Below are 17,514 nucleotides of genomic sequence, written 5' to 3'. Positions count from 1 at the left end.
TTTCGGTTTAAATAAATGTTTAAGGAGAAAAGGCGCTGATGTTTAAAAAAGTTGATACAAACATGAACTTCGTAGAGCGCGAGAATGAGGTTGAGGAGTTCTGGAGACAGAATCATATCTTTGAAGATTCCATCAAGGAGCATGAAGGAGATCCTTCTTACGTATTCTACGACGGTCCTCCAACCGCAAATGGAAAACCTCACATCGGACATGTTGAGACTCGTGCTTTCAAGGACATGATTCCAAGATTCCATGCTATGAAAGGTGCCATGGTTCCGAGAAAGGCCGGTTGGGATACACACGGTCTTCCTGTAGAGCTTGAGGTTGAGAAATCGATCGGAATCAATGGTAAGGAACAGATCGAGAAGTATGGAGTTGCGCCTTTTATTGATTTATGTAAAGAAAATGTCTGGAAGTACAAGGGTATGTGGGAGGATTTCTCCTATAAGGTAGGCTTCTGGGCAGATATGGACGATCCGTATGTAACATATCATGATGACTTCATCGAGTCAGAGTGGTGGGCTCTCAAGGAAATCTGGAAGAAGGGACTTCTCTATGAGGGATTCAAGGTAGTACCTTACTGTCCTCGTTGCGGAACACCTCTTTCCAGCCACGAAGTAGCGCAGGGTTATAAGGAGCTCAATGAGCGTTCTGCCATAGTTCGTTTCAAGGCAAAGGATAAGGATTTCTATTTCCTTGCATGGACAACAACACCATGGACACTTCCATCCAATACCGCACTCTGTGTTAACCCTGATCTTGAGTACGCAAAGGTAAAGGCAGCGGACGGATATACATATATTCTTGCGTCAGCTCTTCTTGACAAGGTTCTTTCTCCTCTTGCAGCTGAAGGTGAGAAGGCCTACGAGATTCTGGAGACTTATAAGGGTACAGACCTTGAAGGTATCGACTATGAGCCGCTTTATCAGTGCGCTGCGGATGTTGCCGCAAAGCAGCATAAGAGAGCTCACTACGTAGTATCAGATGCATACGTAACAGCTGAGGACGGTACAGGTATCGTTCACCAGGCTCCTGCATTCGGTGAGGATGATGCCCGTGTAGGACGTGAGCATGATATGCCTCTTGTTAAGTTCGTTGATGAGAGCGGATGCATGACAGCTGAGACTCCTTTCGCAGGTATGCGCTGCAAACCTACAGAGAAGGAGATTGCTGAAGGAGCTGTAAGCTGTGATCCTGAGGTACTGAAGGATCTTTCATCAAGAAAGCTTCTTTTTGACGCTCCTAAGTTCACTCACTCATATCCGCACTGCTGGAGATGTGATACACCGCTCATTTACTATGCAAGAGAGTCATGGTTCATCAAGATGAGTGCAGTAAAGGATGACCTCGTAAAGAATAACGCTACAGTCAAGTGGTTCCCGGAGACCATCGGTACAGGTCGTTTCGGTGCTTGGATCGAGAATGTTCAGGACTGGGGCCTTTCACGTAACCGTTACTGGGGTACACCGCTCAATATCTGGGTATGTAAGGATTGTGGCGAGAAGCATGCTATCGGCTCTATTCAGGAACTCAGAGAGATGGCTTACAACTATGAGGATGTTCTCGCTGAGTTAAAGGCCTCAGGTAAGGAAGGCTACAGCTCGGATTATGTCGGATATGAGCACATCGAGCTTCATAAGCCTTATGTAGACAAGCTTACATGTAAGTGCCCTCACTGCGGCGGAGACATGAAGAGAGTACCAGAGGTTATTGACTGCTGGTTCGATTCAGGAGCTATGCCATATGCACAGCATCATTATCCATTTGAGAACAAGGAGCTTTTCGAGGCTCAGTTCCCGGCACAGTTCATCTGTGAGGCTGTAGATCAGACAAGAGGCTGGTTCTATTCACTTCTTGCGGAGAGCACCATCCTCTTCAACAAGGCTCCTTATGAGAACGTACTTGTTCTTGGACACGTTCAGGATGAGAACGGACAGAAGATGAGTAAGTCAAAGGGTAATGCTGTTGATCCTATGGATGCATTAAAGAAGCACGGCGCTGATGCGATCAGATGGTTCTTCTATACAAACTCTGCTCCATGGCTTCCTAACAGATTCCATGATAAGGCAGTTGTCGAGGGACAGCGAAAGTTCCTTTCAACATTATGGAATACATATGCGTTCTTCGTACTTTATGCGAACATTGACAATTTTGACCCAACTAAGTACTCACTCGAGTATGACAAGTTAGGTGTTATGGATAAGTGGCTCCTCAGCAAGCTTAACTCTGTGGTAAAGGCTGTTGATGACAATCTTTCAAACTTCAGAATTCCTGAAGCTGCTAATGCTATGCAGGAATTTGCCGATGATATGTCTAACTGGTATGTTCGCCGTTCGAGAGAGCGTTTCTGGGCAAAGGGTATGGAGCAGGACAAGATCAATGCTTATATGACCCTTTACACAACTCTTGTAACATTCTCAAAGGCTGCGGCTCCGATGGTTCCGTTTATTACAGAGTCCATCTATCGTAACCTCGTTTGCTCAGTGGATTCAGCTGCAAAGAAGTCAGTACATCTGTGCGATTTCCCTACAGTTGATGAGTCAATGATCGACCTTGAGCTTGAGGCAAGCATGGATAAGGTATTGAAGATCGTAATTCTCGGACGTGCTGCAAGAAATACAGCAGCTGTTAAGAATCGTCAGCCTATCGGAAACATGTATGTCAAGTCCGAGACAGCGCTTGATGAGTATTTCATCAGCATCATCGAGGACGAGCTTAATGTTAAGAACGTGAACTTCCAGGATGATCTCAGAAAGTTCACTTCATATACATTCAAGCCACAGCTCAAGACAGTCGGACCTAAGTATGGAAAGCATCTCAATGCTATCCGTACATACCTTACAGAGGTAGACGGCTCTAAGGCTATGGATGAACTTGAAACAGAGGGAGTGCTCAAGTTCAATGTAGATGGTGATACAGAGGTGGAGCTTACAAAGGACGATCTTCTCATCGATGTTGCTGAGAAGGACGGATTTGTAACTGAAGAGGACAATGCTCTTACCGTAGTACTCGATACAAACCTTACACCTGAGCTTATAGAAGAGGGATTTGTAAGAGAGATCATTTCCAAGATCCAGACCATGCGTAAGGAGGCCGGATTCGAGGTAATGGATCATATCAAGGTGTATGTAAAGGATAACGATAAGATGGCTGGCCTCATGAGAAACAATGAGGAAGAGATCATTCGTATAGTTATGGCTGATGCCATCGTTTACAATATGTCTCAGGGCTATGAAAAGGCATGGGATATCAATGGTGAGAATCTTACTCTTGCCGTTGAGAAAATCTAAGCTGTTACATTCGGTTCCGTTTATATAGCTTATCTGCAGCCGAAAGGCTGCAGAGGTTATCTTCGTGATAAGGAAAGGATAGAGTAGTGGAGAAGTTCGATAAGGAGTTATTCAAAAAAGAAGTAGAAAGCAGTGCTCGTAAGCTGTACCGCAGATCTCTGAAGGATCTCAGTACTAAGGAAACTTTCTTTGCAGTTGCTTACGCTGTTCAGGATACTATCATCGATGACTGGATGGCTACGCAGAAGACAACAGAGAAGAAAGACAGTAAAAGAGTGTATTATCTTTCCATGGAATTCCTGATGGGAAGAGCTCTGGGAAACAATGTCATCAACTTAAGCTGCCGCGAAGGTATACAGGAGGCTCTCAAGGAATTGAAGGTCGACCTCAATGCCATCGAAAATGAAGAACCCGACTGGGCTCTCGGAAATGGTGGTCTGGGAAGACTTGCGGCATGTTTCCTCGATTCCCTTGCTACTCTGGGATATTGGGCATGCGGCTGTGGCATTCGTTACAAATACGGTATGTTCAAGCAGCAGATCGTAGATGGCTATCAGAAGGAAGTTCCGGATGACTGGCTCAGAGACGGAAATCCATTTGAACTTCGCAGAGCAGAACTTTCAAAGGAAGTCAAATTTGGCGGATGGGTAGAGTCTGTCAATGAAAACGGAAAACTCCGTTTCGTTCAGAAGGGCTATCAGTCAGTTGTAGCTATTCCGTATGACACACCGGTAGTCGGTTACAACAACCATGTAGTTGACACACTTCGTGTATGGGATGCAAAGGCAAAGGATACCTTCCGACTTGATGAATTTGACAAGGGTAATTATGAAGCCGCTGTTGAAAATGAAAACATGGCTCGTAATATCGTTGAAGTTCTTTATCCGAACGACAATCACTATGCAGGTAAGGAGCTCCGTCTCCGCCAGCAGTATTTCTTTATTTCGGCGTCTGTTCAGACTGCTGTAAAGGAATATGCTGACAAGCATGACGGTGATGTAAAGCATCTTTACGAAAAGGTGGCGTTCCAGCTTAATGATACTCATCCTACAGTAGCTGTAGCTGAGCTCATGAGAGTTCTCATGGATGATTACGATCTTTCATGGGATGAGGCATGGGATATCACTGTAAAGACCTGCGCATATACAAACCATACGATCATGGCTGAAGCACTTGAGAAGTGGCCTATCGAGCTTTTCTCCAAGCTTCTTCCACGTATCTATCAGATTGTTGAGGAGATCAACCGCAGATTCTGCGAGGAGATCAGAAGCAAGTATCCTGATAATTCAGAATATAAGATTGCCAAGATGGCTATCATATATGATGGTCAGGTAAAGATGGCACATCTTGCGATAGTAGGCGGACATGCTGTAAACGGTGTTGCGCAGCTTCATACGGAGATCCTTAAGAAGGAAACCCTTAAGGACTTCTATGAGATGTACCCGAATAAGTTCTCCAGCAAGACCAACGGTATAACACAGAGAAGATGGCTGCTTCATGCCAATCCTGAACTTGCCGCGTGGATATCCGATAAGATAGGGGATGGCTGGATAACAGATCTTTCAAAGATCAAAAAGCTAGAAGTTTACGCAAACGACGAGAAGTGTCAGGCTGAGTTTATGTCCATAAAGAGACATAACAAGGAGAGGCTTGCCAAGTATATCCTGGAACATAACGGCATCGAGGTGTCAACGGACGCTATATTTGATGTCATGGTCAAGAGACTTCATGAATACAAGAGACAGCTTATGAACATACTTCACGTAATGTATGTTTATAATCAGCTGAAGGATCATCCTGACATGGATTTCCATCCGCATGTGTATATATTTGGTGCAAAGGCTGCTGCAGGATATAAGACTGCAAAGCTTACGATCAAGCTGATCAATAATGTTGCGGACGTTATCAATAATGATGAATCCATCAATGGAAAGATCAAGGTGGTATTTATAGAGGATTACAGAGTTTCCAATGCGGAGCTGATCATTCCTGCAGCTGATATTTCAGAGCAGATCTCAACAGCTTCAAAGGAGGCTTCAGGTACTTCCAACATGAAGCTCATGCTTAACGGTGCTTTGACACTTGGTACCATGGATGGTGCTAATGTTGAGATCGTCAAGGAGGTCGGACAGGACCACGCGTTCACATTCGGACTCAGTTCAGACGAAGTCATTGAACTTGAACACAACCGTCAGTATAATCCGATGGAGATTTTCAACAGTAATCAGGAGATACGTCGCGTACTGATGCAGCTTGTGAACGGTTTCTACAGTCCTGAGAATCCGGAGCTGTTCCGTCCGTTGTATAACTCACTTCTCAATACCTATGAGTCGGATGTGGCAGACCGTTACTTTATCCTGAAGGATTTTGATTCCTACGATGAAGCTCAGAGAAGGGCTTGCGAAAAGTATGAGGATGAATCCTGGTGGGCTAGAGCAGGTATCCTGAATACGGCTCATGCCGGAAAGTTTTCTTCTGATCGTACTATAGAAGAGTACGTTAAGGAGATTTGGGGACTTGAGAAAATTAAGGTCAAAGTATAATAAAAGGAGTACATGCAGGATCGCATGTACTCCTTTTTTGTAAAAAATTCAGACCAGAAAATATATAATTTTATCCAGCTCTTTATAGCCCATCTTTTGATACAGTCTGCAGGCTATGGTGTTTGAACTGGAGACCTGTAAAAGAATTCTGGAATAAGGTCCTTTTTTGTAATTCTCTACGGATTCCATAAGTTCACGACCATGCCCCTGATGAAGATACTGATCGTAGACCAGCAGTCCATAGAGATAAAGTGTATCCCGGCTGTATGCGCTTAGGTGGACTTCTCCGAATCTGTTGCAGAGTTCATCGCCGGGGTCTGATATGGATGAAGATAATTCCTTCATCATAAACAACTCGTCATAAAGATGAACGGCCTCTAAAGAGCACAGAGCATCATATGTATCAGGAGAGATGAAAGGAACTGCCGCCTTCAGTGGGTTTCCGGAAAAGCAGTCTTCATCACAGTCGTCATCGTGAGACAGATGAGAAGCTCCTTCGTGATGTTCTTCATCATTCTGGGCAAAATGCATGTGGTCGTGAGCCGGTTCATCATGTCCGGAAAGAGGCTGCTTAATCATGAATTTGATACGATAGTTCCTGAAGTCATCCTTCAGACTGTTATAGCAGGTTTTGAAAAAACCTATACCGCGCATCACAGGATGAGTAAAGGCTGCAACCTCCAAAACCTGTTTGCCGTCAATAGTCTCTCCCAGAAGAAAACCAGAGAGTACAGCAAAGAGTTCGGAATCGACTCCGCTTTCCTCCTTGTCATCATTTCTGATGATGTAATAAAAATCGCCATCCAGATCTGTGTCATAATTTGTGTGATCCGCATGGTTACACTCCTCTATCAGTTCGCGGACTGCTAAGAGGTCTTTTTCGTTTAATTCTTTATATAATTCTGCTTCCATGGCTGTGATTATATCAAACTTGCTATCAAAATACCATTATGTTAAAATACAATGAATCAATTGGAATAAACAGTCATCGGACTTTAAAGATACAGATATTTTTTGCAGGAGAAATTATGGAAAAGATATATAAAACTATGCGATATACAGGAGCAGGTTCTATTGCAGTAGGAATCATCATTTTGGTAGCAGGTCTGGTTGTTGGCATTATTTCCATCATTAACGGAACGCTTCTTTTGAAGAGAAAGAATGAACTGACATTCTGAGATGGCGAAACACAGGACTAGAAACCAGAAAATAGGCTGGGTTCTCTTTGTAATATATCTCCTTGCGTTGTTTTATCTCATGTTTTTTTCTGAGATGGAGCAGAGGGGATTTGGAGCAAAAACCGAATACACCTACAATCTAACCCCGTTACTTGAGATAAAAAGATATCTGTTTTTTTCAAAGCAGATAGGTTTCAGGGGAGTAATGCTGAACCTGTACGGCAATATCATAGGATTTATGCCCTTTGGTTTCATACTCGGAGTAATCAGCCGTAGATGCAGGACACATTGGTACAATGCTGTGATATGTACATATCTGCTTAGTTACGGCATCGAGATGGTGCAGCTGATTACAAGGGCCGGAAGCTGTGATGTGGATGATATAATTCTGAACACTTTAGGAGGAGCTTTAGGATACCTTATTTTCAGATATGTACTCCATAAGCGGACTGTGAGATATGTGAGGTTCGCTGAAAAAAGACGAGGATACAGAGGCTATTAGTGGAAAAGAAAAAGAGATTTAACTATATACGGAAGAAGCTGGCGGATGGAACCTGGTTCAGGGTCATCATTACAGTGATATCATTTATCCTGCTTGTAGCCTGTCTTGCCGTGTCAACAGTCATGGAAGGTAAAGGTCCGATGTATGTCGGAGCTATGGGGATGACTTCTGTGATCTTTGCGGTTTACGCAGTTCTTGATATGATACCTCGTGCCAAGGACCCGGAGAAGAACTATCTTCCGTCGCGTATAGCCGGTTCTATATCAGGGCTTATCGTGATCATATGGATCAGCCTGATAGTTATTGGATTTATTAATTTTTCCTGAGGTAATATGGAACGTTATATTGATGCTATAGAGCGTATAAGACAAATCCCGGAAGAAAAGGCTGTGCCGGATACTTTCCGGGATTATTTCATGATTTGCGCAGATTTCATTTTAAAACTGAACGATTTTCTGGAAGAAACAAAGGATTTGGAGTTGTCATCCCTTTCGTTCGGAGAGGGAGCGGAAGAGAAGCATTGGCAGGACAGACTTCGATACTGGAACAAAATGTTCTATGAAGAAATGTCAGAGAGGTATGAAATCTCATATCTTAATCCTGCATACAGCGAAAAGAAGCTGTCACCTTATAGCAATGTGCTTTCTTTGCTGCTTCTGGAGATAGAAAATCTGGTTCCTTCGGCTTATGAAAAGGATATGGAGGACATAACTACTGTCCTCGAGACATTTATACAGATTTACTGCATGTTCGAGGCAAGTTACTCTGAGTACAGGGAAAATCATCAGATGAAGATGCTGCCGGAGGTTCAGGCTGTAAAGGATGTGCTGTATTCCTATGCCTTTGATTATTCATGGGATTTTATACACAGACAGATGAAGGGACAGTATATTCCCGAGGACTCGTTTACGAGAAATGTTATCCTTCATCATGATTTTAAGAATATTGCGGATATCTTTTTGTTCGGAAGTTTCGTTTCGGATACTGCATTAAAGACTGCGGAATATGTGGCAGGACTATCGGATGAAGAGATAGACCGTATGGCCTTTACATGGTACAAGGGCTTTAAGGACGGTTTCAAAATACAGGGAAAGCCATATGAAAAGAAGTCTCTCATAGAGTTCAGATATCAGATGGGTTATGAACGTGTCGTTAAAAGGACTGCTGAATACTTCAAGGAAGATGGATATGATTTTACACTTCCCAGAAGATCAGGACATTTTCTCACAAGAAGTCCTAAGGGGGCATCTCTTCTTTATGAGAGTCCGAACAGACAGATGGACTATGATCACAGTTATGACCTTTCGCTGGTAATGGGAGATCGTATCGCTTCACGTATGATCGAAGAAACGGAACAGATCTTCCGCTCATTCGGCGATGATATAAAGAGATACGCGGGTCCTGTTGTACTTGAGGGCTTCGGTGAGCCGGAATTCGAGCCACTGGAGAAGGAAGAACGTCTTCGCTTTACGGAGCATCAGAAGGAGGTTTACGGCAGATACAGAAATAATCTTCAGCTTCTGGTACACAGGTTCATTCTGGAAGAGGAGAGATCCTTTACTATCATTGCCTGGCCGCTGCCTTCTATAGGTGAGGATTTTGAGAAGATACTTCATGAGACTGTGGATATAAACACCATGTCAAGTGAAGACTATATGCCTGTACAGTCAAAGCTTATTGAAGCGCTTGACAAGGCAAGGCTCGTCAGAGTCATGGGACGAGGCAACGATACTGACATGACGGTGGTCCTTCACAGACTTCAGGATCCTGCAGGACAGTCTAATTTCGAGAACTGTCTCTCGGATGTCAACATCCCTTTGGGAGAGGTCTTTACATCACCTGTACTTAAAGGAACTGAAGGCATACTCAATGTAAAGTCGGTTTTCATCGAGGGGATCCAGTTCAGGGATCTCAGGATAGAGTTCAGGGATGGGCGTGTAACGGACTACAGCTGTGATAATTTCGAGGATCCTGAGGCATCAAGGGCGCTCATAAGAAGAGTCATCTTCGGAGAAAAGGAGAATCTGCCTGTTGGAGAATTCGCCATAGGCACAAACACTCTTGCCTATAAGATGATAGAAAAGTATAAGCTGGGTTCAAAGATGCCCATACTTATTGCTGAAAAGACCGGACCTCATTTTGCGGTGGGAGACACCTGTTACTCCTTCATGGAGGATATGAAGCTTTTCAATCCTGACGGTAAGGAGCTTATTGCAAAGGAAAACGAGTGCTCCGCCCTTAGAAAAACAGAACCTGAGAAGGCATATTTTGCGGTTCATACGGATATCACTATTCCGTACAATGAGCTCGATTCTATAGTTGCTGTCACGGAAAAGGGTGAGGAGATAAGCATCATATCCGGCGGCAGATTTGTTCTTCCCGGTACGGAGGTATTAAATGCTCCACTTGACAATTGATGATTTTGATCTCAGAGCCATAGCAGAGTCGGGACAATGTTTCCGTATGACGGAAGTGGGAAGCCTGAAGCCGGGTTTTCCCGTATATAAGGTCATAGCCTATGGAAGCTGTCTTCTTATTTCAGGAGATCCTGACGGAGATGAGAATTCATTTCTGGTAAGCTGCAGCGAAGCTCAATGGGAGAATATTTATAAAACTTATTTTGATCTTAACTCAGATTATGGTGCCTACAGAGACTATGCAGACAAAAATGACAGTTTTCTGCTTAAGTGTATAGATTACGGAAAAGGAATAAGGATACTTAATCAGGAACCCTGGGAGATGCTTATAAGCTTTATCATTTCTCAAAGAAAATCTGTCCCTGCCATACGAACAACAGTGGAAAGACTGTGCGCTCTTTCAGGGGATGAAAAGGTACTGGACTGTTCAGAGTGGCATGCCATAAACCCTGAGTTTCCTGAGAGTATAGTTTATTATCCGTTCCCTTCGGTGGAGACATTGGCAAAATACAGCCTTGAGGATATAAACTCTACAGGTACAGGATACCGTACCGGATATATCGCAGAAGCTGTCAGACGTGCCTCTACCGGAGAACTGGATCTGGAAGCCCTGGGCGGGCTTTCCGACGGAGAACTGCTGGATGAGCTGCTGAATATTCAGGGCGTGGGAATAAAAGTGGCCAGCTGTACGGCTTTGTTCGGTTTTCACAGGCTCTCCATATGTCCGGAGGATGTCTGGATGAAGAGAGTCAAGGAACAGTTTTACTCAGGAGAATGGCCTGAAAGCTATAAGCCTGTTCTGGGAGTGCTTCAGCAGTATATGTTCTACTATGCCAGACTTGAGCACGAAAAAGAAAAAATCAAAGAAATAATGAATTAAAAGAGAGAACTGATGACTAAAGAAATTCATGGAAGGCTGCATTATGTTACGGCAATCCTTACACTGACATTTTTAATACTTGGTATATTGAGCCCATATACCGCTGTGAAGGCTTATGCGGCCTGGAATTTTCCGAGCACCGAGCTGGTGGCGGAAGCCGGGATAGTTATGGATGCGGATACCGGAGCGATACTGTTTCAGAAAAATCCTCATTTGAAGGAGTCTCCAGCATCTATCACCAAGGTTCTTACGGCGCTTGTGGTTCTTGAGAATTGTGAACTGACGGATACAGTGACCTTTTCTCATGATGATGTATACAATGTTGACGCCGGTTCATCCAATGCCCAGATAGATGAGGGAGATGTTCTTACAGTAGAGGATTGTCTTTACGCTCTTCTCCTTAAGTCCGCAAATGAGGCGGCCAATGCACTTGCCTGTCATGTGGCGGGATCAAGAGAGGCATTTGCCGAACTTATGAATCAAAAGGCTCAGAGTCTCGGGTGTACGGACAGCCATTTTACTAATCCTTCCGGTCTCTATGATGTGAACCACTATACCAGTGCCTATGATATGGCGCTTATCGGGATAGCTGCCATGAAGAATGAAGCTTTCATGGATATAGATTCACACCTTGCGTATAAGCTGGGAGCCACATCACGTAATCCTGAAGGACATACAGTTTATATGGAACATAAGATGCTGAGAAATGACACTCAGTATTCCGATAAAAGAGTAGTGGCCGGAAAGACAGGATATACGAGAGATTCCGGAAATACTCTCATCACCATGGCAAGTAAGGATGACAGAAATCTGGTGGCGGTTGTACTGAGAGATAAGAACCCTTCGCACTATACCGATACGAAGGCGATGCTCGATCTCGGATTTAACAGTACAGAAAAGCAACCACTGGATTCAGCCCTTTTTAATACCGAGGATATAAAGAACCGCCTTGTGGCAGATACCATAGTGGATCAGAGCTGTAATGCTTCTGATCTTTCGGTAAAGCAGGATATGTTTGTTTCTTTACCTGTCGGATCCACTCAGGAAGGACTTACCTACAGATTGAACTACAATCTGACGGGAGCTGTCAGTGCAGGAACCATAGCAGAGATAGAGTATCAGGCTGACGGACTGACGGTAGGAAGATACAATCTGGAAAAGGAACAGAATGTGGCACTTGCCACTGTACCTGAAGAGACAGTGGAGGAAGAGCCTGAGGAAAGCAAGGTCGTTTCATCCATCAATGTCAGGACCATTGCATATATAATCGGCTTTGCGGTTCTTGGCTCGGCTGTCCTTATAGGATTAAAGAGCATGAGTGATGCCCGTAAGCTTGAACGTCGTATGAAAGAGAGACGCTCAGCACGTCTCAGGGATATGAATATGTCTGAAGAGGAGTTCATGTCTGTTCTGGCCAACAGAAGGAATTTGCGTTCTTCTGTACAGAATGATGGCCAGGATCATAGACACGGGTATGATTCGGACGACGTTCCCAACAGGCGCAATATCAGCAGAGGACGTCATGAACAGAGGCAGTGATATGCTGCCGCTGAAGCTGTCGGCCGTATTAAAGCGCCGGATAAAGCCGGGGATTATGACAGACATAACTTATTTCGACATCCTGCTTCATTGACAATGGAGTTTTAAGACATTATATTTTGATTAAAGAACAGCAAGGGAGCTGTCGCGTGAGCGACAGCTCCCTTTTCGTTATATAAGATATAACCGCTTGTTCTCGTATTTTTTTTCTATCAAACTTTAGGTAATAATTAAGTCTTAAATATATTGAATTTATTGCTGAAAGTGATAGAATAAAGCAAAGTGTTTGCGATACAGAAACAGTTGTGTGTCGCAGACGGACATTTTAATCATGAATGTACGATTAGATTACATTCTATAGGAGGGACATATGAAACTGAAGAAAATCTTATCTTTTGGTCTTGCAGTGACTTGTGCTGCTTCACTTGCCGCTTGCGGAAGCTCATCCGGAGCAGCTGCCGGTGGTTCAGGTGCCGGTGGAAACGTGATCAAGATCGGTGTTTTCGAGCCGACTACCGGTGAGAACGGCGGTGGTGGATATCAGGAGGTTCTCGGTATCCGTTATGCTAACGAGACTCACAAGACTGTTAAGATCGGAGATACAGAGTATACCATCGAGCTGGTAGAGGTAGATAACAAGTCAGATAAGACAGAGGCTGTCAATGCTGCCAACAAGCTCATGGGCGAGAAGGTTTCAGTAGTTCTCGGTTCCTATGGTTCAGGTGTTTCTATCGCAGCCGGACAGATCTTTGCAGATGCAAAGGTTCCTGCTATCGGATGCTCATGCACAAACCCTCAGGTAACACAGGGTAATGAGTATTACTTCAGAGTATGTTTCCTTGATCCGTTCCAGGGAACAGTTATGGCTAACTACGCTATGCAGAATGGCTATAAGAATGCAGCTATCCTTACACAGCTCGGTGATGACTATTCATCAGGTCTTGGTTCATACTTTAAGACAGCTTTTGAAGAGCTCGGCGGTACAGTGGTTGACGAAGAGCAGTTCCAGACAAATCAGACAGATTTCAAGGCGGTTCTTACAAACATCAAGGCTAAGAATCCTGATGTGATCTTTGCTCCATCATCCATCACAACTGCACCACTTATCATCAAGCAGGCAAGAGAGCTTGGAATCGAGTCACTTCTTGCAGCCGGTGATACATGGGAGAACTCAACTATCATCGACAATGCAGGCAGCGATGCTGAAGGTGCAGTACTTTCAACATTCTTCGATGAGGCTGAGCCTGCAAATGCAGAGGCAGAGTCTTTCATCAAGGGCTTCAAGGAGTACTTAAAGAAGAATGACCAGTCAGATATCATCCCTGCAGTTTCTGCTCTTGGATACGATGCTTACCTTGCAGCTTACAATGCTATCGAAAAGGCACAGTCAGCAGACGGTGAGGCTATCAAGGAAGCTCTCAAGGGTGTTTCATATGATGGTGTAACTGGAGCTATCTCATTTAACGAGGAAGGTGATGCCAATAAGGATATGGCATTTATCAAGACCGTTAAGGATGGTGCATTCCAGTTCCTTACAACTACAACGATCAGCGGCTAATCATTTTTAATTAACGAAATCGAGTAGGGGTATGAGCCTCTACTCGATTCCCATGTTCAGGATATTTTATTTTAAGGGGAAAAGTCTTATGTCTCTTACAACGTTCCTGCAGCAGTGTCTGACAGGTATTTCACTTGGTGGTGCTTACGCACTTATTGCCATCGGATATACCATGGTATATGGTATCCTCCGACTTATCAATTTTGCTCATGGTGATATATTCATGATGGCAGGATACTTCATGATCTTTGCTATGGCATCACTTCCATGGTTCATCGCATTACCTGTAGTGCTGATAGTTACTACCGCTCTTGGAGTAGGTATCGAAAGAGTGGCTTACAAGCCGCTTAGATCTGCACCAAGAATGTCTGTAATGATCTCTGCGATAGGTGTTTCCTACCTGCTTCAGAATCTTGCAACATATCTTTTTACAGCACTTCCTATGGGCTATCCTGAGGTACCTGGTCTTAAGAAGGTATATCAGTTGGGCGGTCTTTCTGCATCATTTGTTACATTCCTTACACCGGTCCTTACGCTGATCCTTGTTTATCTTCTTATCACACTGATACAGCATACAAAGATGGGTATGGCCATGAGAGCGGTATCCAAGGACTATGAGACTGCTTCTCTTATGGGTATAGACATTAACCGTACCATTTCCATTACTTTTGCCATAGGCTCTATACTTGCTGCAGTAGGTTCTATACTTTACTTTACAGACCGTATGACTGTGTTCCCGTTCTCCGGCTCACTTCCCGGAATGAAATGCTTCGTAGCTGCGGTATTCGGAGGAATCGGCTCCATTCCCGGAGCGGTAGTGGGAGGCTTCCTGATCGGAATGGGAGAGACTGCACTTGTTGCTGCAGGATATTCAACCTTCTCTGATGCATTCACATTTGTAATTTTGATAGTTATTCTTCTCGTTCGTCCTACCGGACTTTTTGGTGAGAAGACCACAAACAAGGTCTAAGGGGGTTCGGAAATGAGTGCAAATAAATTTATCAATCAGGAAAAGAGAAGAAATACGGTTCTGAGCCTTCTTCTTATCGCTCTGGTTCTCGGCATCTGCGGATATCTTGAGGCAAATAAATATACCTACAGTTATGTGATCTCCATCATCGAGCGTTCCATGGTATATGCTGTTGTAGCGGTTTCCATGAATCTCGTTAATGGTTTTACCGGTCTTTTCTCACTGGGACAGGCAGGCTTCATGGCACTTGGAGCTTATGTTACAGCGATCTTCACCATACCGGTTTCACAGCGACCTTCTGTTTACTACATTTCAGGCATTAATCCTGTGATCGCAAACGTCGAGCTTCCTATTATCGTGGCTCTGATCCTCGGCGGTCTTGTGGCTGCAGGAGTTGCCGCACTTATAGGTTTTCCGGTACTGAGACTTAAGTCTGATTATCTTGCCATAGCTACACTTGGATTTGCCGAGATCATCCGTGCATGTATCGCGGCACCTCAGTTTGATACCATCACAAACGGATCATACGGTCTCAAGTCTATTCCGGGCTTCACCAGTATCTTCCAGCCGCTGGCACTTTCAGCGATCTGCATAGGACTTATGGTGCTTCTCATCAACTCTTCTTATGGACGTATGTTTAAGGCTGTACGTGAGGATGAGATTGCGGCTGAAGCTATGGGTATCAATCTTTTCAAGACAAAGGAGCTTTCATTTGTCATTTCCTCATTCTTTGCAGGAGTAAGTGGCGGCATGCTCGCTATGTTCATGAGATCCATCGATAGCAAGACCTTCCAGGTGGCGCTTACATATGACATCCTCCTTATTGTTGTTATCGGAGGAATCGGTTCGGTGACAGGTTCAGTGCTCGGAGCGTTTATCGTAACAGCAGGCAGAGAGGTGCTTCGTTTCTTTGATGAACCTTTATATATCGGAAGTATCAATGTTCCTCTTTTCAGACCGGGATTCCGTATGGTCATTTTCTCCATACTGCTCATGATAGTCGTTCTTTTCTATTCAAAGGGACTTATGGGTACAAATGAGTTCAGCTGGAACGGAATAATAAACTTCTTCAGGAATTTTGGAAAAAAGAAAGCTAAGAAAGTGGAGGGCGTGACAAGATGAGTGACAACAAACAGAATGTCCTTCAGATGCAGAATGTCATCATGCAGTTCGGAGGTGTAAGAGCCATAGATGATCTTTCTCTTGACGTAAATAAGGGAGAGATAGTTGCTCTTATCGGACCGAACGGTGCCGGAAAGACAACTGCATTTAACTGCATCACAGGAATTTACACACCAACATCCGGAGACGTTAGGTTTGGCGGAAATAGCATCAAAGGAAACTCACCGGATGCGATCACAAAGCTGGGAATCGCGAGAACATTCCAGAATATCCGTTTGTTCTCAAATCTTACTGTTTTTGACAATGTTCTTATCGCGAAGCATCTTCGCGCCAAAGATAATGTATTCTCCGCTACACTTCGTCTCAATTTTGCGGAAGAGCGCCGTATGCGTGAAGAGACAGCAGAGCTTCTTAAGGAGCAGGGACTTTATGAACTGAAGGATGAGATAGCCTCATCGCTTCCATACGGTCTCCAGAGACACCTTGAGATCGCAAGAGCTCTTGCGACACAGCCGAAGCTTCTTCTTCTGGATGAGCCTGCAGCGGGCATGAACCCACAGGAAACTCAGGAGCTCACAGACTTCATAGTGAAGATACGTGACCAGTATGATCTCAGTATCTTCATGATCGAGCATCATATGGATCTCGTAATGCAGATCTCCGAGCGTATCTATGTTCTGAACTTCGGTAAGCTGATCGCTCAGGGTACACCTGATGAAATACAAAGCAATCCTGAAGTTATAGAAGCATATCTGGGAGGTTCTGAAGATGCTTAAAGTAGATGATCTCAAAATACACTATGGCGGAATCGAAGCTGTAAAGGGAATAAGCTTCGATGTTCCTGATCACTCCATAGTTACACTTATAGGTGCGAACGGTGCCGGAAAGTCTTCGACTCTTCGTACCATAGCCGGACTTGTAAAGGCAAGCTCCGGAACCATCAGTCTGGATGGTGAAGACATTACCAACATGCCGTCTGCAAAGCGTGTGGGAAAGGGAATAGTTCTTTGTCCTGAGGGAAGAAGAGTATTTCCTGATATGACGGTTCTTGAGAATATCAAGATCGGTGCATATCTGAGAAATGACGACCTCACTGACGATATCGAGAATATCTACAACCTTTTCCCGAGACTTAAGGAACGCAACTGGCAGCTTGCAGGAACTCTTTCAGGCGGTGAGCAGCAGATGCTGGCTGTTGCCAGATCTCTCATGTCAAATCCTGAGATCATGATGCTGGATGAGCCGTCTCTCGGTCTTGCACCTATCGTTGTTCAGGAGATCTTCTCCATAATCAAGAAGATCAATAAGGAGAGAGGAACCACCATCCTTCTTATCGAGCAGAATGCCAACATGGCTCTGAAGGTGGCAGACAAGGCCTACGTTATGGAGACAGGTCGTATCACACTTTCAGGAACAGGTGCAGAGCTTCTTGCCAACGATGATATCAAGGCCGCATATCTCGGAAAGAAGAAATAAGTAGTATCAACCCCGGCAGGCACAGACTCCGTGCCCTTC

The 17,514-nt window shown here is 44.3% G+C and carries 14 protein-coding genes; 13 read left to right on the top strand and 1 reads right to left on the bottom strand.

The genetic code is table 11. The features are described 5' to 3' along the window. Positions 1-38 precede the first annotated feature (38 nt). Both ileS and BXO88_RS03395 read left to right on the top strand, forming a co-directional pair. Positions 39-3,290, top strand: a complete 3,252-nt coding sequence (gene ileS / locus BXO88_RS03400) for an isoleucine--tRNA ligase (protein WP_078036363.1) — start codon at positions 39-41, stop codon at positions 3,288-3,290. 86 nt (positions 3,291-3,376) lie between these two features. Beyond that, positions 3,377-5,833: a glycogen/starch/alpha-glucan phosphorylase gene (locus tag BXO88_RS03395; protein ID WP_078036362.1), complete on the top strand. Its 2,457-nt coding sequence runs from the start codon at positions 3,377-3,379 to the stop codon at positions 5,831-5,833. A 48-nt stretch (positions 5,834-5,881) separates the two neighbouring features. Here BXO88_RS03395 and BXO88_RS03390 read toward each other — a convergent pair whose 3' ends face one another. Beyond that, the gene (locus tag BXO88_RS03390) at positions 5,882-6,745 is read right to left on the bottom strand and encodes a GNAT family N-acetyltransferase (RefSeq protein ID WP_078036361.1); all 864 of its coding nucleotides are present in this window, start codon (positions 6,743-6,745) and stop codon (positions 5,882-5,884) included. A gap of 116 nt (positions 6,746-6,861) precedes the next feature. On the opposite strand from BXO88_RS03390, the gene BXO88_RS16435 reads away from it, so the two are divergent. From BXO88_RS16435 to BXO88_RS03340, 11 genes are all read left to right on the top strand, one after another. Beyond that, a complete protein-coding gene (locus BXO88_RS16435; protein WP_168171603.1) occupies positions 6,862-7,011 on the top strand; it encodes a hypothetical protein in 150 nt (49 codons plus the stop codon). A 1-nt stretch (position 7,012) separates the two neighbouring features. Beyond that, positions 7,013-7,513 (top strand): VanZ family protein, encoded by a 501-nt coding sequence (locus BXO88_RS03385; RefSeq protein WP_078036360.1) that lies wholly within the window; start codon positions 7,013-7,015, stop codon positions 7,511-7,513. After that, on the top strand, positions 7,513-7,839 hold the full coding sequence (locus BXO88_RS03380; protein ID WP_078036359.1) for a hypothetical protein: 327 nt from the start codon (positions 7,513-7,515) through the stop codon (positions 7,837-7,839). Before BXO88_RS03385 ends, BXO88_RS03380 begins: the two co-directional genes overlap by 1 nt. Before the next feature lie 6 nt (positions 7,840-7,845). Further along, positions 7,846-9,930 carry an aminopeptidase gene (locus BXO88_RS03375; protein ID WP_078036358.1) on the top strand — a complete coding sequence of 695 codons (2,085 nt, stop codon included), beginning with the start codon at positions 7,846-7,848 and terminating at the stop codon, positions 9,928-9,930. After that, positions 9,911-10,810, top strand: a complete 900-nt coding sequence (locus BXO88_RS03370) for a DNA-3-methyladenine glycosylase family protein (protein WP_078036357.1) — start codon at positions 9,911-9,913, stop codon at positions 10,808-10,810. Before BXO88_RS03375 ends, BXO88_RS03370 begins: the two co-directional genes overlap by 20 nt. Before the next feature lie 12 nt (positions 10,811-10,822). Continuing rightward, positions 10,823-12,349, top strand: a complete 1,527-nt coding sequence (locus BXO88_RS03365) for a D-alanyl-D-alanine carboxypeptidase family protein (RefSeq protein WP_078036356.1) — start codon at positions 10,823-10,825, stop codon at positions 12,347-12,349. A gap of 370 nt (positions 12,350-12,719) precedes the next feature. Then, complete coding sequence (locus BXO88_RS03360) at positions 12,720-13,907, top strand: ABC transporter substrate-binding protein (protein WP_078036355.1); 1,188 nt, start codon at positions 12,720-12,722, stop codon at positions 13,905-13,907. 88 nt (positions 13,908-13,995) lie between these two features. Further along, positions 13,996-14,877, top strand: coding sequence for a branched-chain amino acid ABC transporter permease (locus tag BXO88_RS03355; RefSeq protein WP_044995138.1), 882 nt, complete (start codon positions 13,996-13,998; stop codon positions 14,875-14,877). Between the two features lie 12 nt (positions 14,878-14,889). After that, positions 14,890-15,999, top strand: a complete 1,110-nt coding sequence (locus BXO88_RS03350) for a branched-chain amino acid ABC transporter permease (protein WP_078036354.1) — start codon at positions 14,890-14,892, stop codon at positions 15,997-15,999. Continuing rightward, entirely contained in the window at positions 15,996-16,775 is a 780-nt protein-coding gene (locus tag BXO88_RS03345; protein WP_078036353.1) for an ABC transporter ATP-binding protein, read from the top strand. The genes BXO88_RS03350 and BXO88_RS03345 overlap by 4 nt, the downstream gene beginning before the upstream one ends. Next, complete coding sequence (locus tag BXO88_RS03340; protein ID WP_078036352.1) at positions 16,768-17,475, top strand: ABC transporter ATP-binding protein; 708 nt, start codon at positions 16,768-16,770, stop codon at positions 17,473-17,475. The genes BXO88_RS03345 and BXO88_RS03340 overlap by 8 nt, the downstream gene beginning before the upstream one ends. Positions 17,476-17,514 lie beyond the last annotated feature (39 nt).

The sequence above is a fragment of the Oribacterium sp. C9 genome, assembly GCF_002007235.1.
Classification (GTDB): Bacteria; Bacillota; Clostridia; order Lachnospirales; family Lachnospiraceae; genus Oribacterium.
Note: the sequence above shows the minus strand (reverse complement) of the source record. Positions and strands in the feature narration are given on the sequence as shown.

Excerpts from the sequence above, each read along its gene's own strand:
- BXO88_RS03350 (WP_078036354.1), top strand. The coding sequence starts at position 14,890 with ATGAGTGCAAATAAATTTATCAATCAGGAAAAGAGAAGAAATACGGTT.
- BXO88_RS03390 (WP_078036361.1), bottom strand. The coding sequence starts at position 6,745 with ATGGAAGCAGAATTATATAAAGAATTAAACGAAAAAGACCTCTTAGCA.
- BXO88_RS03360 (WP_078036355.1), top strand. The coding sequence starts at position 12,720 with ATGAAACTGAAGAAAATCTTATCTTTTGGTCTTGCAGTGACTTGTGCT.
- BXO88_RS03345 (WP_078036353.1), top strand. The coding sequence starts at position 15,996 with ATGAGTGACAACAAACAGAATGTCCTTCAGATGCAGAATGTCATCATG.
- BXO88_RS16435 (WP_168171603.1), top strand. The coding sequence starts at position 6,862 with ATGGAAAAGATATATAAAACTATGCGATATACAGGAGCAGGTTCTATT.
- BXO88_RS03385 (WP_078036360.1), top strand. The coding sequence starts at position 7,013 with ATGGCGAAACACAGGACTAGAAACCAGAAAATAGGCTGGGTTCTCTTT.
- ileS (WP_078036363.1), top strand. The coding sequence starts at position 39 with ATGTTTAAAAAAGTTGATACAAACATGAACTTCGTAGAGCGCGAGAAT.
- BXO88_RS03375 (WP_078036358.1), top strand. The coding sequence starts at position 7,846 with ATGGAACGTTATATTGATGCTATAGAGCGTATAAGACAAATCCCGGAA.
- BXO88_RS03370 (WP_078036357.1), top strand. The coding sequence starts at position 9,911 with ATGCTCCACTTGACAATTGATGATTTTGATCTCAGAGCCATAGCAGAG.
- BXO88_RS03340 (WP_078036352.1), top strand. The coding sequence starts at position 16,768 with ATGCTTAAAGTAGATGATCTCAAAATACACTATGGCGGAATCGAAGCT.
- BXO88_RS03365 (WP_078036356.1), top strand. The coding sequence starts at position 10,823 with ATGACTAAAGAAATTCATGGAAGGCTGCATTATGTTACGGCAATCCTT.
- BXO88_RS03355 (WP_044995138.1), top strand. The coding sequence starts at position 13,996 with ATGTCTCTTACAACGTTCCTGCAGCAGTGTCTGACAGGTATTTCACTT.